18 protein-coding genes are annotated in these 18,332 nt (G+C 56.8%); 10 read left to right on the top strand and 8 right to left on the bottom strand.

Annotation, left to right across the window (positions count from 1 at the left end; translation table 11 throughout):
- Positions 1 to 15 precede the first annotated feature (15 nt).
- On the bottom strand, positions 16 to 1,191 hold the full coding sequence (gene sctW, locus CNE01S_RS06110; protein ID WP_061274325.1) for a type III secretion system gatekeeper subunit SctW: 1,176 nt from the start codon (positions 1,189 to 1,191) through the stop codon (positions 16 to 18).
- A gap of 262 nt (positions 1,192 to 1,453) precedes the next feature.
- On the opposite strand from sctW, the gene CNE01S_RS06105 reads away from it, so the two are divergent.
- Positions 1,454 to 2,047 (top strand): RNA polymerase sigma factor, encoded by a 594-nt coding sequence (locus tag CNE01S_RS06105; protein ID WP_039291392.1) that lies wholly within the window; start codon positions 1,454 to 1,456, stop codon positions 2,045 to 2,047.
- A 45-nt stretch (positions 2,048 to 2,092) separates the two neighbouring features.
- A complete protein-coding gene (locus CNE01S_RS06100) occupies positions 2,093 to 3,580 on the top strand; it encodes a histidine kinase (protein ID WP_061274323.1) in 1,488 nt (495 codons plus the stop codon).
- On the opposite strand, the gene CNE01S_RS06095 is transcribed toward CNE01S_RS06100, so the two are convergent.
- Positions 3,558 to 4,190: a response regulator gene (locus CNE01S_RS06095; RefSeq protein ID WP_061274355.1), complete on the bottom strand. Its 633-nt coding sequence runs from the start codon at positions 4,188 to 4,190 to the stop codon at positions 3,558 to 3,560. The genes CNE01S_RS06100 and CNE01S_RS06095 overlap by 23 nt on opposite strands.
- A gap of 227 nt (positions 4,191 to 4,417) precedes the next feature.
- Between CNE01S_RS06095 and CNE01S_RS06090 the strand changes: the two genes are divergently transcribed.
- From CNE01S_RS06090 to ybiB, 6 genes are all read left to right on the top strand, one after another.
- The gene (locus tag CNE01S_RS06090) at positions 4,418 to 4,900 is read left to right on the top strand and encodes a CesT family type III secretion system chaperone (protein WP_169799398.1); all 483 of its coding nucleotides are present in this window, start codon (positions 4,418 to 4,420) and stop codon (positions 4,898 to 4,900) included.
- 20 nt (positions 4,901 to 4,920) lie between these two features.
- Positions 4,921 to 5,556: a XopG/HopH/AvrPtoH family type III secretion system effector gene (gene xopG, locus CNE01S_RS06085; protein WP_061274318.1), complete on the top strand. Its 636-nt coding sequence runs from the start codon at positions 4,921 to 4,923 to the stop codon at positions 5,554 to 5,556.
- Positions 5,557 to 5,633: 77 nt separating this feature from the next.
- The gene (locus tag CNE01S_RS06080) at positions 5,634 to 7,013 is read left to right on the top strand and encodes a hypothetical protein (protein WP_061274316.1); all 1,380 of its coding nucleotides are present in this window, start codon (positions 5,634 to 5,636) and stop codon (positions 7,011 to 7,013) included.
- 2 nt (positions 7,014 to 7,015) lie between these two features.
- Positions 7,016 to 7,414: a CesT family type III secretion system chaperone gene (locus tag CNE01S_RS06075; RefSeq protein ID WP_061274314.1), complete on the top strand. Its 399-nt coding sequence runs from the start codon at positions 7,016 to 7,018 to the stop codon at positions 7,412 to 7,414.
- A gap of 138 nt (positions 7,415 to 7,552) precedes the next feature.
- Complete coding sequence (gene dinG / locus CNE01S_RS06070) at positions 7,553 to 9,712, top strand: ATP-dependent DNA helicase DinG (RefSeq protein ID WP_061274312.1); 2,160 nt, start codon at positions 7,553 to 7,555, stop codon at positions 9,710 to 9,712.
- Between the two features lie 14 nt (positions 9,713 to 9,726).
- Positions 9,727 to 10,689, top strand: coding sequence for a DNA-binding protein YbiB (gene ybiB, locus CNE01S_RS06065; RefSeq protein ID WP_061274311.1), 963 nt, complete (start codon positions 9,727 to 9,729; stop codon positions 10,687 to 10,689).
- Positions 10,690 to 10,819: 130 nt separating this feature from the next.
- On the opposite strand, the gene ybiJ is transcribed toward ybiB, so the two are convergent.
- Positions 10,820 to 11,080: a DUF1471 family protein YbiJ gene (ybiJ, locus tag CNE01S_RS06060; RefSeq protein WP_061274309.1), complete on the bottom strand. Its 261-nt coding sequence runs from the start codon at positions 11,078 to 11,080 to the stop codon at positions 10,820 to 10,822.
- A 361-nt stretch (positions 11,081 to 11,441) separates the two neighbouring features.
- Here ybiJ and CNE01S_RS06055 point away from each other — a divergent pair, with 361 nt between their 5' ends.
- Positions 11,442 to 12,275 carry a hypothetical protein gene (locus tag CNE01S_RS06055; protein WP_061274307.1) on the top strand — a complete coding sequence of 278 codons (834 nt, stop codon included), beginning with the start codon at positions 11,442 to 11,444 and terminating at the stop codon, positions 12,273 to 12,275.
- Positions 12,276 to 12,308: 33 nt separating this feature from the next.
- On the opposite strand, the gene CNE01S_RS06050 is transcribed toward CNE01S_RS06055, so the two are convergent.
- The 5 genes from CNE01S_RS06050 to CNE01S_RS06030 all read right to left on the bottom strand — a co-directional run bounded on the left by CNE01S_RS06050 (position 12,309) and on the right by CNE01S_RS06030 (position 17,288).
- The gene (locus CNE01S_RS06050) at positions 12,309 to 13,751 is read right to left on the bottom strand and encodes a leucyl aminopeptidase (RefSeq protein WP_061274306.1); all 1,443 of its coding nucleotides are present in this window, start codon (positions 13,749 to 13,751) and stop codon (positions 12,309 to 12,311) included.
- Positions 13,748 to 14,716 carry a glycosylasparaginase gene (locus CNE01S_RS06045; RefSeq protein WP_061274304.1) on the bottom strand — a complete coding sequence of 323 codons (969 nt, stop codon included), beginning with the start codon at positions 14,714 to 14,716 and terminating at the stop codon, positions 13,748 to 13,750. The genes CNE01S_RS06050 and CNE01S_RS06045 overlap by 4 nt, the downstream gene beginning before the upstream one ends.
- A gap of 6 nt (positions 14,717 to 14,722) precedes the next feature.
- Positions 14,723 to 16,030: a PTS cellobiose transporter subunit IIC gene (gene celB / locus CNE01S_RS06040; protein ID WP_061274303.1), complete on the bottom strand. Its 1,308-nt coding sequence runs from the start codon at positions 16,028 to 16,030 to the stop codon at positions 14,723 to 14,725.
- Positions 16,031 to 16,222: 192 nt separating this feature from the next.
- On the bottom strand, positions 16,223 to 16,480 hold the full coding sequence (gene bhsA, locus CNE01S_RS06035; protein ID WP_061274301.1) for a multiple stress resistance protein BhsA: 258 nt from the start codon (positions 16,478 to 16,480) through the stop codon (positions 16,223 to 16,225).
- Positions 16,481 to 16,661: 181 nt separating this feature from the next.
- Positions 16,662 to 17,288 (bottom strand): flavin reductase family protein, encoded by a 627-nt coding sequence (locus CNE01S_RS06030; protein ID WP_061274298.1) that lies wholly within the window; start codon positions 17,286 to 17,288, stop codon positions 16,662 to 16,664.
- A gap of 102 nt (positions 17,289 to 17,390) precedes the next feature.
- Here CNE01S_RS06030 and rlmF point away from each other — a divergent pair, with 102 nt between their 5' ends.
- Positions 17,391 to 18,332 (top strand): 23S rRNA (adenine(1618)-N(6))-methyltransferase RlmF, encoded by a 942-nt coding sequence (gene rlmF, locus CNE01S_RS06025; RefSeq protein ID WP_061274296.1) that lies wholly within the window; start codon positions 17,391 to 17,393, stop codon positions 18,330 to 18,332.

Here is an 18,332-nt window from a genome sequence, read left to right as displayed (position 1 = left end):
CCTGGTAAAGTCCGTTTACTGCGCCAGCTGGCTGCGTTTTTCCCACGCGGCGTATTCGCCGTTCAGGGTGCGCAGCAGAAGCAGGGCGTTGCTGCGGGTTTCATCGTTCCCGCCCCAAATTTTTTCCGGCAGCGCCTGAAGCAGCGTCAGCAGACCGTTGAAAAAGAGCGACTGCTGTAAGGGTTTTTCACCTACTACCTGCAACCCAAGCTGGGTGAGGTCGCGGGAATAGAAGCCGTTGCGGCACATACTGAGCAAGGAGCGAGTCATGACATCGGCCCCCATAGTGACGTGGGAATATTTGCTCTTCAGGCGGTCGAGGAACTGGGCGACTTCCGACAGCGTGTGCGTAATCGCACGGGTATCGTTCAGCCCGGAGAGCAGGCGGCGCAGGGCCGTCGGCGGGGCGGAAGGCGCCAAAGCGGCGATATCATCGGAAAGCGCGCGCTGCAGCGTTCGCAGGGCGGGCACGAAGCCGTCGACGCCAAACTTGTCCAGCAGCACATCCATGATGTTGTCGGCGGACTGCTGGTTGATCACGCCGCTGTAATAGAGTTTGCGCATTTCGCGCTTCTGCGCCGGATCGCTGCTGAACGCGGCAATCGCCGGGGCGGTATTTACCCCGGCGTTAATTTTTTCCGGGTGCTGCTGCTGCAGGTCGGCAAGCATTTGCTCGACCCGTGCCGCAAGCGCCGGGTTGCTGCCGTTACGCAGGCGCATCGCCATCAGGCTAAGGGTCACAAATGCGGAGGCCGGGTCGTGATTGGCCTGTTCGAGCAAATCATCCAGCGTCGGGTTCTTCCCGTCGCCACCCGACAACATCCGTTCGAAGGCCGATTCCTGCTCGGCCTGCTCTTTCCCCGACGGGCTTTCTAGCAGTTTCCCCAGCTCCACAAGGTGAGTGACCTTGATAGCCGCCACGGAGATACGGCGCAGCTGGGTGGCCTGCGTGCGTTGCTCCTCATGTTTGATTTTCTGCTCGATGCTTTCCGCAAAGGCTGACGCCATCGACTCCTGAGCAGCACCGGGCCGCTGCGGGGCGGGAGCTGCACGGGTGGCGGACGATGAGCTGCTCGCCGCGCTCTTGTCGTTATTAGTGTCGCTGATTAGCTCATCGACCAGCGCGTCCGCCTGTTCGGTTTCGAGACGCAGATTGTGGTGATGGTGGTGCTGGGGGATTCTCATGTTCATTGCGGTGTGCCTTACCCGATTCGCCTGTCAGTGTGTGGGCTAAGGCCTGGGGCGGTTCCCCGACAAATAAAAAATTTCCGCCGCTGGGGTTGTGTAAAAAGTTGCACAAACCCGTTTTCGGGCTGTGTGTGTTTTTGCTCATATTTATCTGATTAATAAAAATTAAATGTTAATAATCAATGTATTGAGTTGATATTTTTCGCTGGCATGGCGCTTGCTATAGGACGAACTCCTGAATCTATTCAATAAAAAGGTGTTCACTATGTCAGCAATGTTTGATTTCGAATCACAGGTTTTCCCGGATGCCCAGTCTGCTTTTGAGTCCAACGTTGTGCAGGGCGAGTTTCCGGTGGTTAACTGGGAGCGCGTGATGCGCGACAACGAACAGCGGCTATACAATTTTATTCGTAAACGCGTGGCAAATTTTGCCGATATAGAAGACCTTGTGCAGAACACCTGGTATGAGGTGATTCGCAATAAGCACAAGTTTTGCGGCACGTCGCGCCCGGAAACCTGGATGTTCGGGATTGCGGTAAACCTGGTGAAAAATCACTATAAATCCGTCAAAGTGAGCTACCTGCACGATGAGTTAAACGATGACGTGCTCGGTACGCTGCTGCATTCGGAGCAGCCGGAAGGGGTGACTGAGGGTAAGGACATCCTGTCGAAAGTGTTGCAGCGCATTGCGCAACTCCCTGAAGATTATCAGCAATTATTACAGCTGATCGTTGATCACGATATCAGTTACCAGGAAGCGGCTGACCGGATGACTATTCCTATCGGCACCGTGCGTTCCCGTCTTTCCCGTCTCCGGCAGTCTTTGAAACAGGATCTGGGGTGGGACAGCCTGAACTGAGCGGGCGGTGCTTCGTGACTCCCTGAATGAGAAGAATCACACTTTATGAAACAAGACGGCGGGCCGCACCCACGGCCCAATGACACTCAGGCACTGCTGAGCGCCGCTTTTAACAGCATGCGCGAACTGGTTTTCATTGTTGACAGGGATTTCAATATTGTTTTTGCCAACCACAAGGCGCTCAGCCTTTGCCTGCCGGAAGATGCCGGCCAGGCAAGCGCCGGGCATCTGGTGGGCGAAAATATTTTTACCCGGCTGCGAGGCTATGGCGATCTGCCGCTGCTGGCGGTGGTTGAGCAACAGCTGGAGCAGCCGGAACATTCGCCGTATGGCGATAAAATTAATGCCCGGTTTCAGACGGCAGCGCAGGTTATTCCGGTGGAGGTTTGCCCGAGCCGCTTTGAGTTTCAGCGGCAAAACTGGGTGATGATGGTGGTATGCGATACCCGCTATCGCAATGATATTCATCGTTTTTACTACGATCGTGAAAACGAGCTTCGCGACATTCTGGACAATATGCCGGATGCGATTCTGCGCGTGGACAGCGAGCAGCGGCTGCTCTATGCCAACGAAACGGCGCTGCAGTGTATGCCCAGGAGCGCGGCGGCCATCGGGCTGAAGATCAATTCGCTTATTGGCGATTCGACGCTGATGGAGCAGATCAGCTGCTCGCTCCAACTGGTGCTGCGCAAGCATATTCAGCTGGAGGCCGTGCTGCACGGCGTGCGCTCCGACCTGAGGGTGTCGAGAATTTACCAGGCGCGTTTTATTCCTGAATTTACGCTGCAGCAGACGCTGAAATCCGTGCTGGTGATAGCTCGCCCGGCCTCCCGGCAATATTTTGCCGAGCAGCAGGTGCGCCAGACTCACGAACAGCTGCGGCAAATGACCCAAAAGCTGCAAAGCAGCGTCGAAAATGAACGCAAACATATGGCGCGGGAAATCCACGATGAGCTGGGTCAGCATCTGACTTCGCTGCGGGTAGGGATCTCTCTGCTGGGCCAGAACCATCCTGCGCTGCGGCAGGAAGTCGAACCGCTGACACAACTGGTGGATGGCACCATTAAAGTGGTGCGCGATATCGCCACCCAGCTGCGTCCGGCGGTGCTGAATATGGGGCTGAAGCCCGCGCTTATCTGGCTGCGGGACCAGTTCAACAAGCACCGTTCCGGCGTTTGTACGCTGACTATTCAGCCGCTGCCGGTGGCGCTGTGTGACGATGAGGTGACCGCCATTTTTCGCGTGGTGCAGGAGTCGCTTACCAACGTCCAGCGGCATGCCAAAGCGCGGGAAGTGGAGGTGAAAGTTTTGACTCGGGGCAAAGTCGTGCTGATTTGTATTCAGGATGACGGGCAAGGGTTTGACCCCGGTCAGGTATCCGACGGGGCCTTTGGATTATTGAGCATGCGGGAGCGCTGCATGATGAAAGGCTGGGCGTTTAACATCCACAGCGCGCCGGGTAAAGGGAGCTGTGTGCATATCGAGATCCCTTACACCCAGCCGACTCCGGCTAAAGTTTATGATAGCGAATAGCAAACTTGATGATGTCGGCGTTGTTGTCGAACTGCATTTTTTCCATCATCCGGGTCTTGTGGGTGCTGACCGTTTTGTTGCTGATGCTTAGCACTTCCGCAATCCCGTTGATGTTTTCGCCGCTGCTCAGCAGGCGGAGGATCTGCTTCTCACGTTGGGATAGCGTGGCGTAGCGGCGAAGCTGGTCGTTTTCCTGAGTTGAAAAGACGATGGCTTCCGCCAGCGAGGGGTCTATGTAACGCTGCCGGGAGGCAACGCGATGGATGGCGTGCAGCAGCGTTTGCGGAGCCTGGTCTTTAGTAATGAACCCGTGGGCGCCGCTGGCGAGGACCATTTGGGCGATTTGTGGCTCGTTGTGCATGCTCAGTACCAGCACCGGCAGCATAGGCCACAGGCGGGTAATTTGCTGTACCAGCTCCGGCCCGGAGTCACCGGGCATGGAGAGATCCAGCAGCAGGACATCTACGTCGGTTTCCGTCAGCAGTGACAGCACCGTTTTGCCACAGCCCGCTTCCGCCACCACTTTGATTTTCTTATCCAGTGAAAAAATCTGTTTCAGGCCCTCGCGCATCAAAATGTGATCGTCCGCGAGGAGGAGTCTGATTGCCATACCGTCTGTCATCCATAATTTATAGTTATTAAATCGTTCTTTTTTATAAGAATAATTATCACGCACGAATTGCAAAGACGCGTGTTAAATGAACATAGCAGCCTCGCTGCGGCGAATCTAGCTTTGCCGGGAGCGATAAGGTTGCAGCTTGTTACAAGTTCTCCCCGGAACCCGCTTCGTCCGCCGGCCACTCACGCCCCATGTTCCTGACCGAGACAGGTGAAATCATGGTGATTGCTGAGCAGCTCTACCACAAACTCCAGCCGCTGTTTAAACAGCTGAATGTTCCCGGCATTGTTTTCAACGCCCGGGGCTACTACTCGCTAACGCTCGACGATGGCCAGACGGTTTTTCTGGAACTGACGGAAAATATGACGCTGGCGATGGTGGGCCTGCTTGCGCTGCCCGACAACCCCGGCGAGGCGCTGCTTCTCGAGCTATTACAGGCCAACCTGAACATTGACCAGCAGCCAGCCGTCACCGTTGCCGCCGATAAAGACCGTGCACAGTTGGTGGTCTGGGCGGCGTTGCCGCTGGACGAGCTGCATCTCGACACGCTGCTTCCCCTGTTTGAGCGTTTGAGTTGGACGCTGTCGGTGATTGGCCGCTGGTGCCAGCCTGCCGCGCCGCGCGAACGGCAGGCTACGCCGGAGGCAGAAAAAGACCGGCTTCAGCGCCGTCAGGTTGAAGCGCTGCTGCTGCGACGTTAACGTCATACAAAGGGGAAAAGATGAGTACGATCTCTGCCAGCCATGTTGCACCACATATCGCGATTGAATATCACCGCCCGGAAGACTACCTCGCCGCTGAAAGCGCATTGCGAAAGCTGCTCAGTCGGCCTAATGGCAGGAGCCTGGTGGATGAGCTACGTAACCTCAGCACCCAGGGCCGTTACGTTAAAGTGAAGGTGACGGCGATGGCGAATACGGTTGCCCGCCCGGTGCTGACCGACTCTCAGGTTCGTCGGTTTCACCTCTCCAGCAGCGAATACGATAAGGCGCACAATAAAAAAGCGACGCACCTGGCCCAAAAACAGCCGCTCGGCAAGAAAGGCGAGGGGACAAGCGTCAGCGTCGACTGGAACCCACGGCAGTCCGTGGCTATCGATGCCCACGGTCGCCCAAGCCTGCTGGACGATACTTCGCTGGCCTTTGTTTCCCTTGCCCATGAACTGGTTCACGGTTACCGCATGATGAAGGGGACATACACCGGGGGGACTTCCGACCGCTACGATACTGGCTCTCCGGCCGGACAGGAGGAGTCCCGCGCGGTGGGGATCGGCAAGTATGCGGGGGAAGCGCTGTCCGAAAACGGTATTCGCCAGGAGCACGGCCTGCCGCTGCGCGGGCAGTACGCCGCAGGGTAAATTCTTTCGCGGCAGGAACCACCGCGCCACTCTCCCCACTTAACCTTTTGACTCAACAACTAAAGTGGGGAGATATCATGCCGTTAAACAACGTTGATACCAGCCTGCGGGTCGATCCCGGCCTGATAAGCGGTAACTCAAACCGACGGGTATCCATGCGCATCGCGCTGGAGCCTGACAACCCTCAGCATTTCGATTGCACCGTGAAGGTATCGTCGCGCCGGGCGGATGCGCTCTATTACGCTAATAAAGCGATTGATGATACCTGGCGTATTCTGGACATGGGGTCGGGCAACCAAAAGAACCATGTGCGCGCCACGATGGCCGAATCCTATAAGCGAACGCTCCTCTCGCAAAAGGGAACCGGCAACGGAGACTACACGGTGCGCGCCTGGGAGGCCGCTAAGTTTCGAGCGGGCAACTGCGGCGAAATGGCGGCGGTGAATGCGCTATTGTTGGCGAATACCCGCGTCAGGCAGCCGGTTTCCGTAGTGCACAACCGTGACGTAGACCATGCCTTTGTGGTCATCGGCGATCCGCGCGTAGACGGGAAGTCCATTGTGTCCGACCCCTGGCCGGAATTTGGCCGGGCGATGCGGATAGAAGACGCGAAATTCGGCGACAGTTACCACGTACTGCATACCTATCCTGTTGGCCACAGGGACGATGATGTCCGCGAGAAGCTGCTGCGCGGCGAGAAAGCGACGCAGGCGGAAGTGGATAAAGCGTTCCGCAAGGCCGCGCCAAAACTCGCGAAGCTTAGCCCGGAACAGCTGCGGGACTCGGTGGTGGCAGGGCCGGGATACGTGCAGCGCCACGCCTCCAATAACCTGGGTATTCAGTACGATGGTACCGACAGCCGGGGCGTTGTGCAGCATTTTGATCAGTCGCTGTCCGTTGGGCAGATGCGCTCTCGAGTGAATGGGCCTCAGGCGGCGGCAGAAGTCCAGCAGCGCGGAACGCCTGCGCCAACGTTCACCAGTAACGATCGGCCTCGTCAGCGCACGGAATCGTTCGCCGCGGAATCTTCTTCCCGGGGGCGCCGACCAAGAACGGCATCTAATGCCGTTCCAGCCACCGCGCCTCGTCGCCGGGCAAACTCCGTGGATATTCGCCCGGCCCCGATGCCCATTTATGCCCCACCGCCTCCCGCGCCGGGAGGGATGTACAGCACTGTTCCGTTGCCGGCTCATGGCCCCGCATTCAACTACGGTCCGCCACCTGCAGCCGCGCCGGTTTACAGCTACGGCCCGCCGCCTGCCGCAGCACCAGGTTACAGCTATGGCCCGCCGCCGATGCACGCCCACGCGCCGATGCACGCGATGGCAAGCCGCCCGGTTTACCGTGAACCGCCGGTTATTCCGCCAGACGTCTACGGCACTGCGCCAGCCCCGGCCCGAACGCGGCCTCGCTCTAACTCTGTCACGGCCGCATTCCGGCGAATTTTAGGGAACTAATGATGTCTGCACCTTCAAAATTAGTGCAAATTTTGCAGCCGCTACTGACCGATGAGCTGGGGCAAAGAGCCGAGCTTGAGAACGCAGAAGGCTATTCCGTTGAGCTTGGTGAAGGCGTGACGCTGGAGATCAGCGAATCTCCGGTTGGGCACCTGCTGCTGAGCTGCATGCTGCCCGTTCAACCCATCCGGCTTAGCGATACCGATACGCTCACGGTGCTGCTACAGGCTAATCTGCTGGGGATGGATTATCCACCTGTGCTCACCGGGATGCTGCCCGATCGGCAGCAGGTTGTGCAGTGGAGTAGTCTGCCGTTTCATCAACTGGAGCCGGAAGTGTTGAAGCGGCTGTTTAACCGTTTTGCGCAGCAGGCCGAAAAGCTGGCCGCGTGGTTGGTTTAAAAACGGTCTCCACGTTTTAACCGCCCCAGCGCGGTTAAAACGTTTTCCCGAATGAGCTTCGCAGAAGAGGAAAAAACGCTACTGTCAGGGGAGTAAAAGTGAAACAATAGTGGCTGTTTATACAGTAGAAGTGATGTTATGGCTTTGTCGTCGGCGCAAAAAGCGCAAATAGGTGCCTGGTATAAGGCGTTACAGCAGCAGATCCCGGATTTTATTCCACGAGCGCCTCAGCGGCAGATGATCGCCGAGGTGGCGAAAACCCTTGCCAGTGAAGAAGGGCGGCATCTGGCTATTGAAGCGCCAACCGGCGTCGGCAAAACCCTCTCTTACCTGATTCCCGGTATTGCTATTGCCAGAGGGGATCAAAAAACGCTGGTGGTCAGCACCGCCAACGTCGCGCTGCAGGACCAGATTTACAGCAAAGACCTGCCGCTGCTGCGCAAAATCATTCCTGACCTGAAGTTTACCGCAGCCTTTGGCCGTGGGCGTTACGTGTGCCCGCGCAACCTGGCCGCACTGGCGACAGATAACTTTACGCAGGGCGATCTGCTGGCGTTTCTGGACGATGAAATGTCGCCGACCAGCAAAGCCGAACAGCAGCGCTGCGCCAAACTTAAAGCCAGCCTCGACGGCTATAAATGGGACGGGCTGCGGGATCACACCGACGAGGCGATTGACGACGATCTCTGGCGGCGGCTAAGCACCGACAAAGCCAGCTGCCTGGGACGAAACTGCCATTGGTATAAAGAGTGCCCATTCTTTGTGGCGCGCCGGGAAATCGATGAAGCGGAAGTGGTGGTCGCTAACCACGCGCTGGTGATGGCGGCGCTGGAAAGCGATGCGGTACTGCCGGAAGCGAAAAACCTGCTGCTGGTGCTAGACGAAGGGCATCATCTGGCGGACGTTGCACGCGACGCGCTGGAAATGAGCGCGGAGGTAACGGCGGGCTACAGCCGCCTGCAGCTCGACCTGTTCAGCAAGCTGGTGGAAACCTGCATGGCGCAGTTCCGGCCCAAAAGCCCGCCGCCGCTGACCATGCCTGAACGTCTGACCAATCACTGTGACGAAGTGTACGAGCTGCTGCAGTCGTTTAACACGATCGTTAGCCTTTGGCTGCCGGGGGAACGGGAAGGCGAACATCGCTTTGAAATGGGCGTCTTGCCCGAAGAGGTGATGGTGATTTGCCAGCGCCTGGCAAAGCTGATGGAGGCGCTGCGTAGTCTCTCCGAAGCGTTGCTGAACGATCTGAGCGAAAAAACCGCCAGCCACGACATCGTGCGACTGCATCGGGCGCTGCTGCAGATGAACAGGGCGCTGGGCTTTTTTGAAGCGCAGAGCAAGCTGTGGAAGCTGGCGGCAATGGAGCAGGCCTCCGGCGCACCGGTGTCGAAGTGGGTGACGCGTGAAATCCGCGAGGGGCAGCCGCATCTGTTCTTCCACTGTGTGGGGATCCGCGTCAGCGATCAGCTGGAGAAAATGCTCTGGCGCAAAGTGCCGCACGTGATTGTGACCTCCGCCACGCTGCGTTCGCTCAACCGCTTTGATCGCCTGCAGGAGATGAGCGGGCTGCGTGAGAAGGCGGGTGACCGCTTTATCCATCTCGACTCGCCGTTTAACCATATCGAGCAGGGTAAAATCGTGATTCCGAAGATGCGCTTTGAGCCGCTGATGGAGCACGAGGCACAGCATATTGCCGAGATGGCGGCGTTCTTCCGCGCGCAGCTGGCACAAGGCGAGCACAAAGCCATGTTGGTATTGTTTGCCAGCGGCCGGGCGATGCAGCAGTTTTTAACCCACGTTACCGACCTGCGGCTGATGCTGCTGGTGCAGGGTGACCAGCCTCGCTACCGGCTGGTTGAGCTGCACCGCAAGCGCGTTGAGGCCGGAGAAACCAGCGTGCTTATCGGCCTGCAATCTTTCGCCGAAGGGCTGGACCTGAAAGGCGAGCTGCTGACCCAGGTCCATATCCATAAAATTGCCTTCCCGCCGGTAGACAGCCCGGTGGTGGTCACCGAAGGGGAGTGGCTGAAAAGCCTTAACCGCTATCCTTTCGAGGTGCAGAGTTTGCCCAGCGCCTCTTTTAACCTGATCCAACAAGTTGGACGTTTAATTCGCAGTCACGCCTGCTATGGTGAGATAGTCATTTACGATCGCCGCCTGCTGAGTAAACGCTACGGCGAGCGTCTGCTGGCCGCGCTGCCAATATTCCCGATTGAACAGCCTGACGCGCCGGAAGCAAAAGTGATAATAACGACGCCGAAACACACTGTACGGCGCAAACGTGTGAGCAAGAAATAGCAAGGAGAGTCTGAATGGACTATCGCAAAATCATTAAAGAAATTGGCCGTGGGAAAAACCACGCCAGAGATCTCGATTTTGATACCGCGCGCGGATTGTATAGCCATATGCTGAAGGGCGAAGTGCCTGACCTTGAGTTGGGCGGGGTGCTGATTGCCCTGCGTATTAAGGGCGAAGGCGAAGCGGAAATGCTCGGTTTTTATGAGGCGATGAAGCAGCATGTGATTACGCTCACGCCGCCGCCCGACAAGCCGATGCCGATTGTCATTCCTTCCTATAACGGCGCCCGTAAGCAGGCTAACCTCACGCCGCTGCTGGCGCTTTTGCTCAACAAACTTGGCTACCCGGTTGTGGTCCACGGCGTGAGCGAAGATCCAACCCGAGTACTGACGGAAACTATCTTTACGCTGTTGGGCATTGAACCGACCCGACACGCCGGGCAGGCGCAGGCAAAGCTTGAGTCTCATCATCCCGTCTACCTGCCGATTAGTGCGCTTTGCCCGCCGATGGAAACCCAGCTGGCGATGCGTTGGCGCATGGGCGTGCGTAACAGCGCGCACACGCTGGCGAAGCTGGCCACGCCGTTTGAGGAAGATGCCGCGCTGCGTCTGGCGAGCGTTTCTCACCCGGAATATGTGCCGAAAGTGGCGAAGTTTTTTGCCGATATCGGCGGACGCGGGCTGTTAATGCACGGCACGGAAGGTGAGGTATATGCCAACCCGCAGCGCTGCCCGCAGATAACGCTGATTGATGGTCAGGGCACCCGCATCGTGAGCGAGCGGCAAACCGAACAGGAAGGCGTCGTGCTGCCGACAGGCAAAGATCCTGCGGTCACCGCCCGCTGGATTGAGCGCTGTGTAGCCGGGGTTGAGCCTGTGCCGCAGTCGCTGAAAATTCAGATGGCCTGCTGCCTGCTGGCCACCGGCGAAGTGGCGACGCTTGAGGCTGGCCTGGCGCGTCTGGATGAGGTTTTCTGAATACTAAGCAAAAAAAAGCCCGCGACAGGCATCGCGGGCAAACAAGGGTAACATCAGGGTTAAACAAGGGTAGTGCTATCAAGGCCGATGAGGGTACCGGCCTCAATGAGGGTAATGCTTGAGCGCGTGATTATTTGTAGATAACCGCGGTGCCGCTCATTTGACCTTCAGTGTTGGCAGAGGTAATTGCGTAAGAGCTTGCGCCAGCTGCTTCCGCTTTAGCCGCCAGTTTTGCTTCCAGGCCATCCAGAGTCGTTGCACCAGTTGCGGAAACAACACCCATTTTATTCAGGTTCTGTGCCTGTGCTTCGTTCACGGATTGGGCAGCGAAAGCACCGAAAGACAGAGTAGAAAGAGCAATTGCAGCTACAGCATATTTGATGGTTTTCATGGCTAAATTCTCGCAGGTTGTTCTGTTAAGGTGACGTTGTTCCGTCGATGTGATTATGGTCACACTTTTTAGCGGAAGAATAAATCGAAGAGAATTGACGACCTTAATCAAAAAAATTGAATTAGTTATAACCTGTTGAAATAAATAGTGATTACGGGGTAAATAGTTTCAATGCGTGACGTTAACCCTGGAAACACTTAGCTTGCGCACATTTTGCTACTCTTTTTGCCAATGCTGGTCTTACCTGATGAGCAATCGCTTGCGCCTCTTTTTCAGCATGACTTTGATTATTTGCGCAGTAACATTCTGGGGAAGCTTTTATACTGTTGTCTTTCCTTTTCAATCCGATGGATGAGGTTCGATGGAGATAAAGCTGCACTCCAACGCCACAACAACGCCGCGTACGCGTAAGTACATTCAGGAGTCCGCAAAAACTGACGGTGAGCTGGCGGGAGAGCTGAACATTTCGGTCGATACCGTTCGGCGCTGGCGTAAGCGCGACGACTGTTACGACAAGTCTCATCGGCCCAATACGATTCATCGGGCGTTAAGCCACGAACAGGAGTCGATGCTGGTGTTCCTGCGTCTGCGCCTCGCGCTTTCCCTTGACGAACTTCTCGAGGCCGCCCGTTTACTGATTCAGCAGGGGATTTCCCGCGCCAGCGTCAGCCGTATGCTGCAAAACTGGCAGCAGTCGCGCATGACTAAACCGACGCTTAGCCAGATGCCGGGCCATTTTGTGCTGGATATCTTCCCGCTGCCGGAACTCATTAGCCATAAGCAGGGCGAGCTGCTGGTATTCAGCGAAAAAACCTCTGGTTATATGGCCGTTGCGCTGCGTGAACGCGGCAGTGAAGAGGTGGCGGAGCCTCTGGTGGGCTTTTTACGCGAAGGGTTACCGCTGGCCGTACTGTCCTTAACGGCAAAACCCTGCTCGTTCACCCGGAAGCTTGCCGGTGCGCTAGACGTGCCTTTACATACGGCGGAGCAGGAATCCTGGCTGGAAAAAGCCGGACAGGGCAATTATCACCAGCAGCTGGATGCGCTGTTAAACGGCGAGCGCTTTGATAAGCGGCTGGGGCTGGGGGCGGTGCTGCTGGAGTTTGAAGATCTGCTCAATAAAAGGATTATCCGCAGCCGACTGAAAAACCTGACGCCGGAAGCGTGGCTGAAGCTTAATCATTCCAGACGCTAAGCGCCCGTTTGGGCGCTATAGGTTGATGGAACGCTATTTCCCCTCACACAGCGACAGAAAATACTGCGTCAGCAAATGTGCCGGGCGGCCGCTGGCCTGGGTGAATTTCCCTCGCGACAGCGCTGTGCCGCTGACGTCCAGGTGCGCCCACGGGCGCTGGTGGCAGAACTTACTCAGAAACTGCGCGGCGGACACCGCAATGGCGGCGTTGTTGGGGGGCGTATTGGTGTAGTCGGCAATCGCACTTTTGACCTGGCGGTCAAAGCTTTCGTCCAGCGGCAGAGGCCAGACGCGGTCCTGCGTCAGACTGCCTGCCTGCTGCAGGCGCTGGCTTAACGCTTCATTGTTGCTCATTAATCCCGAAATGTCGTAGCCCAGGGCTTTAACCACCGCGCCGGTCAGCGTGGCGACGTCGATCATTTCGGCGGGCTTAAAACGCTCTGCGGCATAGCTGAGCGCGTCCGCGAGAACCAGTCGTCCTTCGGCGTCGGTATTAATAATTTCCACGCTTGCTCCTGCGTGGGAGCGCACGACATCACCCGGCATCATTGCTGTGCTGCCGGGCATGTTTTCGGCCAGCGCCATGACTGCCACGATGTTAATGGGCAGGTTCAGGCGTTTCACGGTTTCCATCATGCCGAACACCACCGCCGCGCCGCACATGTCGTACTTCATCGTGCGCATGCCTTCGCCTTCCTTCAGCCACATCCCGCCGGTATCGAAGGTGATCCCTTTGCCGACGAGGGCATAAACCGGCGCTTCCTCGCTGGCACCCTGCCAGCGCAACGTCACCAATCGGGGAGGATTGACGCTGCCTTTTCCCGTGGCGTGCAGGCAGCCGAGGCCGTGGTCAAAAATGGCCTGTTCGTCCAGAATCTCACACTGGGTTTGCGGGTGCTGGTGAGCCCAGGTTTCAGCCTGCAGCGCCACATCCTGCGGGCGGCAATCCAGCGCGGGCAAATCCGCCAACTGACGAGAGAGCAACATGCCCTGGGCGATGGCTTCGGCCTGGGAAGCCAGGCGGCGAGCCAGCGCATTATTGGGTTCGGTAATCAGCCACAGCTCGCCGTTGCTTTGCAGTTCATCTTCGCGATAGCCCAGCTGCGGCAGCTGATAGAAGCGGTTGAGGAAGGCAATAAGCAGAGTGCGCAGGCGAACAAACGTGGTTTCATCTGCCAGATTAAAGCCCGCGAGATCCAGCGCAACGGGCTGCAAAACAGGGGAGGGCACCAGCGTTTCAGCGGCGGAAAGCAGCTGGCGAAGCACGGCTGGCTGAGCGATTTCTGCGGAGGGCAGCAGCGACAGACGCTCGCAGATACCCTGTAAACCAAACGTGGTGGTTTGCGGTTCATCGTGGGCAGACATCTCTTCCAGCAAGGATTGCAGCGCGTTTGGCCAGCGGCTCAGGGAGGTGTCCCACAGGATAAGATGTGTATTGTTAAAGGCTGCATCGGGCGAAACGAGTATACATTTCATTGGATTACCTCCGCGGTGATGCGCTGTTTATAGGCGTCCAGCCACTCGCGGTCTGCTGGGCGGATGACCGTTCGGTTGCCGTCCCTGGTCGTGAGAAACACCTGGGCCGGCTGCGTCGGAGTGGCAACAGAGAAGGAGAAGTTGTCGATGGTTGTCGCCGCGCCGTATTCGCCCCGGTTGTTCATGCAGACGACGGACAGGTCGCCTGCCCGGCCATAGCGGGCAATCAGTCTGGCTTCAAGATCGTACACGGCGGACTCAGCCGCACGCTGGGGCGACATGCCATGCGCCATACGGCTGACGATCTCATAGCTGATACAGCCTTTCATCAGGTCTTCTCCCAGACCTGTTGCCGTAGCAGCTCCCACTTCGCTGTCGGCGTAGAAGCCGGAGCCGGAGACCGGCGAATCGCCCACCCGACCTGGGCGTTTCATAAACAGGCCGCTGGTGGAGGTGGCGACCGCCATTCTTTGCCGGGCGTCGAGGGCGATAACGCCCACGGTGTCGTGCCCGGTATACGGGCTTAATCCGCGATCCAGCGTTTCTCGCTTGCGCTTCAGGTAATGATTGTACGCGCGCTCGGTCAGCATAGTTTTGCTTTCAAAACCCCGATCTTTGGCCCACGTTTCTGCGCCCTGGCCGACCATGAAACTGTTGAAACGCTCTTCGCTCAGGGCTTTTGCCACCAAAATCGGGTTAGCAATATTTTTCACCCCGGCGACGGCACCGAGCGCGAGGCTGGTACCGTCCATAAAGGCGGCGTCGAGTTCGACTTCGCCTTGTTCATTAGGCAGGCCGCCAAAACCGACCGATTTATAGAAGGGATAATCCTCCACGCATTTAACCGCGTGCACGACGGCATCGGTCGCCGGAACGCCTTGCTGCAGGCGTTCAGCGGCCTCGCCTATCCCTTCCCATGCCATACGCCAGGTGGCGATCGTTCCCCAGTTTGCTGATAACGTCATGTTTAACTACTCCGTGGCGGGTTTACGTTCAGTCACTTGAGCCGGTGATTCATTGGCCCGATATTGCCGGTCGACCACTTTCAGGAACGGCAGATAAATCAGCGCCCCGATGCACAGGTTAATGAGCTGGATAACCGCGCCGCTCAGGTGGCCGGTGACGATAAATCCGCTTACGACCGGCGGCAGCGTCCAGGGGATGTACACCCCGGTGGTGGTGGCTACCATGCCAATGGACATCGCGATGTACTGCACCGTGACCAGCACCAGCGGCACAAGGTTGAACGGGATCAGCATGACGGGGTTCATGATGACCGGCAGGCCAAAGAGCACCGGCTCGTTGATGTTGAAAATGGAGGAGCCCACGGCCAGGCGCGAAACGTTTTTGATATGCTGACTGCGGGCGAACAGCAGCATGGCAATCACCAGCGATAATGTAGCGCCCGCGCCACCCATCCAAATCATGTCGTAAAACTGTTCAGTGACTACGTGCGGGGGCGGCATCCCGGCCTGCGTGGCGGCCAGGTTATCCATTTGGTTTTCCATCCAGAAGGGGCGAAGGATGCCGTTGACCATTGAGCCGGAGTTAATGCCCACCGACCACAGGCTGGTGATGCTGAAGCAGGTAAACAGCGCGCCAATATAAGAGGTGCCGAAGTGGCGAATAGGCGTCGCCAGCACTTCATACACGAACTGATGAATAGTGTGGTAGTCGGTTTTGGCAAACAGCACGCGAACCGCCAGGGCTATGATAAGAATCAGCAGCGAAGGAATGAGCGCCGCGAAGGATTTTTGCACCGCCGGAGGGACACCGTCCGGCATTTTGATCACCCAGTTCTGGCGCAGCATCCAGGCAAAAAGCTCCGTGCTCGCCAGCGCGCCTAACATTGCCACAAACAGCCCTTTCGATCCCAGCCACTCCATCGGGATCAGGTTGCCGACTTCCGGGTGCTTCGCGAAAGGCGTCAGGATCAGAAAGCAGGAGAGGGACAAAATGCCGGATGACATTCTGTCGATGTCGTAGCGTTCCGCCAGCCGGTAGGCCACCAGAAAACTGATAAACACTGCCATGGTAGAGAAGATGGCGTTAAAAGGGATCTCAACGGTGGCGGACCACCCCTCACCAAAGACAGAAGCCATAAACTGCTGGTAATGGGTGCTCGGGAAGGACGAGATCACCAGCAGAATGGAACCAACGATAATAAACGGCATGAACGAGATATAGGCGTCGCGGATGGCGCCGAGGTGGCGCTGCTGCGCCATTTTGGCAGCCAGCGGCATCAGCCGGGCTTCTAATGCGGCCATCAGGTTTTTCATTTTACCGCTCCGTAAGTAATCACAAGAGACAATTCTTGCGTGCCTCTACCTTAGAGCTTGTTCGTGGCTAATAAAGTGAGTTAATTCACAGATGAGCCATATAAGTATCATATGATTGCTTAAATGGTTTTAGGGGGAAGGTGCAATAAAAATGCCCCGCAAAGCAGGGCATTATGTTGGCGGAAGAACGGGCTATTTGTAGATAGTGGCGGTACCGTACAGGTGGTTATCACCGCCTGCAGAGTTAATCACGTAGCCGGTTGCGCCCTGTTCTTTGGCTTTTTCTGCCAGTTTGGCCTGCAGATCGTCAAGGTTGCTGGCTTTGGCCGTTACGGTGCCGATAGGGTGCATTTGACCAAGGTTTGCGTCACTCATTTCCTGGGCTGCCATGGAGGCAAAAGGCAGTGCAGCAAGAGAGATAACCGCAGAGAAATACAGCAGTTTTTTCATCTTTACATCCTCATGAGCGTTGAGAGCAAAACACCTTTTTGTTGTCTGACAATTACAGTCTAGTTCCCCTTTTGGCAGACAATGACGCAAAAAATTGATGGACTTGTGCTTGTTTTTTGAACGATAAAACTTGACCTAAAACTGACAAAAAACAGACATGTAGGTGACTGATATTGTTGATTTAGCGCGCGTCGGGGCGAATCAGGTCAAAACGTTGTGATTCATCAACCGTGTAATAAGCGGTTGGCCCTCCGGCCCGCAGCACGGGTTGTGCCAGTGCGGTTTGGTAGATACCGTCGATAAGTAAGGCTTCATCAATGTGTACGGCAACCACTTCCCCCAGCACCAGCCAGCTGTTCAATTCGTCGCCGTCGGCAGACGTCAGGCGAATGCACTGCGACAGGCGGCATTCAAAATTGACCGGGCTTTCTGCGACCAGACTGGCGCTGACCTTCGTGCCAGCCATTGGGGTCAGGCCTGCACGCTGGAACTCATCTTCGCCTCTGGGGAGCGTGACGGAGGTTTCATTCATCTGTTCTGCCAGCGGGCGCGTGGCCAGGTTCCAGACGAATTCTTTGGTGTCGAGGATGTTCTGGACGCTGTCTTTCCAGCCGGTGCTGGCGAAACCAATGATTGGTGGGCGATAGTTAAAACAGTTAAAGAAGCTGTAAGGTGCGAGATTACGCTGGCCCTGTAGATTGCAGGAGGAAATCCAGCCAATCGGGCGCGGCCCGACAATGGCGTTCAGCGGATCGTGTGGTAAACCGTGGCCTTCCGAGGGCTCGTAGTAATAACGTTTTTTACTCATTACGCACCTGAATTCATGTTGGAAAGGTCAAATCGTCAGCGATGTATTTACCCGACGCGGAGAGCAGAGTATCTTACGCGGCCACACAAGGAGAAGCCCCCAATGAAAACCCCTGCCGACACCAAACCTGGTTTGCATCCGCGCAACCGTCACCGCAGCCGCTATGACTTTGCCGCATTAACCGCGAGCAGCCCGGCGCTGGCCGAGTTTTTGCGCCCGGGTCCGCACGGCGACACGACCGTTAATTTCGCGGATCCGCTGGCGGTGAAGGCGCTGAACCAGGCGCTGTTGGCACACTTTTATCAGGTTAAGCAGTGGGATATCCCTGAAGGGTTCCTTTGCCCACCGGTGCCGGGACGGGCGGATTATATACACCATCTGGCCGATCTGCTGGCGGAAGGCAACGGCGGCGTTGTGCCTGCCCAGGCTTCTGTCCTGGATATCGGCGTCGGCGCTAACTGCATTTATCCACTCATTGGGCAACACGAATACGGCTGGCGTTTTACCGGCTCTGAGGTGGACGACGAAGCATTTCGCAGCGCGCAGCAAATTGTAGACGGCAATCCTGGGCTTAGCCGCATGATCCGCCTTCGTCGCCAGAAAAATGCCGACTGCATTCTGGACGGGATTATCCACAAAAATGAAACCTACGACGCCACGCTATGTAATCCGCCGTTCCACGATTCAGTCGAGGCGGCACGCAGCGGCAGCGAGCGTAAACGCCGCAATCTTGGCCAGGACGCAGGGGCCGCGCTGAATTTTGGTGGCCGCGAGCAGGAGCTGTGGTGCGAAGGCGGCGAAGTGGCCTTCGTTAGCCAGATGATCAAAGAAAGTAAGGCGTTTGGTCGCCAGGTCCTGTGGTTCACCTCGCTGGTGTCAAAAGGTGAAAATCTGCCGGCGCTGTACCGCGTGATGCAGGAAACCGGCGTGGTGAAAGTGGTGAAAAAAGAGATGGCCCAGGGGCAAAAGCAGAGCCGTTTCATCGCCTGGAGCTTTATGGATGATGCCCAGCGCGCACGCTGGGCAAAAAACCGCGGGAAGTAA

It is taken from the genome of Cedecea neteri NBRC 105707 = ATCC 33855, from assembly GCF_001571265.1.
GTDB classification, from domain to species: domain Bacteria; phylum Pseudomonadota; class Gammaproteobacteria; order Enterobacterales; family Enterobacteriaceae; genus Cedecea; species Cedecea neteri.
This window is presented reverse-complemented; position numbering and strand designations above follow the sequence as displayed.

What these genes read in the sequence shown, in the direction of transcription:
- sctW (WP_061274325.1), bottom strand. Translation starts at nt 1,191, where the DNA reads ATGAACATGAGAATCCCCCAGCACCACCATCACCACAATCTGCGTCTC.
- CNE01S_RS06105 (WP_039291392.1), top strand. Translation starts at nt 1,454, where the DNA reads ATGTCAGCAATGTTTGATTTCGAATCACAGGTTTTCCCGGATGCCCAG.
- CNE01S_RS06100 (WP_061274323.1), top strand. Translation starts at nt 2,093, where the DNA reads ATGAAACAAGACGGCGGGCCGCACCCACGGCCCAATGACACTCAGGCA.
- CNE01S_RS06095 (WP_061274355.1), bottom strand. Translation starts at nt 4,190, where the DNA reads ATGGCAATCAGACTCCTCCTCGCGGACGATCACATTTTGATGCGCGAG.
- CNE01S_RS06090 (WP_169799398.1), top strand. Translation starts at nt 4,418, where the DNA reads ATGGTGATTGCTGAGCAGCTCTACCACAAACTCCAGCCGCTGTTTAAA.
- xopG (WP_061274318.1), top strand. Translation starts at nt 4,921, where the DNA reads ATGAGTACGATCTCTGCCAGCCATGTTGCACCACATATCGCGATTGAA.
- CNE01S_RS06080 (WP_061274316.1), top strand. Translation starts at nt 5,634, where the DNA reads ATGCCGTTAAACAACGTTGATACCAGCCTGCGGGTCGATCCCGGCCTG.
- CNE01S_RS06075 (WP_061274314.1), top strand. Translation starts at nt 7,016, where the DNA reads ATGTCTGCACCTTCAAAATTAGTGCAAATTTTGCAGCCGCTACTGACC.
- dinG (WP_061274312.1), top strand. Translation starts at nt 7,553, where the DNA reads ATGGCTTTGTCGTCGGCGCAAAAAGCGCAAATAGGTGCCTGGTATAAG.
- ybiB (WP_061274311.1), top strand. Translation starts at nt 9,727, where the DNA reads ATGGACTATCGCAAAATCATTAAAGAAATTGGCCGTGGGAAAAACCAC.
- ybiJ (WP_061274309.1), bottom strand. Translation starts at nt 11,080, where the DNA reads ATGAAAACCATCAAATATGCTGTAGCTGCAATTGCTCTTTCTACTCTG.
- CNE01S_RS06055 (WP_061274307.1), top strand. Translation starts at nt 11,442, where the DNA reads ATGGAGATAAAGCTGCACTCCAACGCCACAACAACGCCGCGTACGCGT.
- CNE01S_RS06050 (WP_061274306.1), bottom strand. Translation starts at nt 13,751, where the DNA reads ATGAAATGTATACTCGTTTCGCCCGATGCAGCCTTTAACAATACACAT.
- CNE01S_RS06045 (WP_061274304.1), bottom strand. Translation starts at nt 14,716, where the DNA reads ATGACGTTATCAGCAAACTGGGGAACGATCGCCACCTGGCGTATGGCA.
- celB (WP_061274303.1), bottom strand. Translation starts at nt 16,030, where the DNA reads ATGAAAAACCTGATGGCCGCATTAGAAGCCCGGCTGATGCCGCTGGCT.
- bhsA (WP_061274301.1), bottom strand. Translation starts at nt 16,480, where the DNA reads ATGAAAAAACTGCTGTATTTCTCTGCGGTTATCTCTCTTGCTGCACTG.
- CNE01S_RS06030 (WP_061274298.1), bottom strand. Translation starts at nt 17,288, where the DNA reads ATGAGTAAAAAACGTTATTACTACGAGCCCTCGGAAGGCCACGGTTTA.
- rlmF (WP_061274296.1), top strand. Translation starts at nt 17,391, where the DNA reads ATGAAAACCCCTGCCGACACCAAACCTGGTTTGCATCCGCGCAACCGT.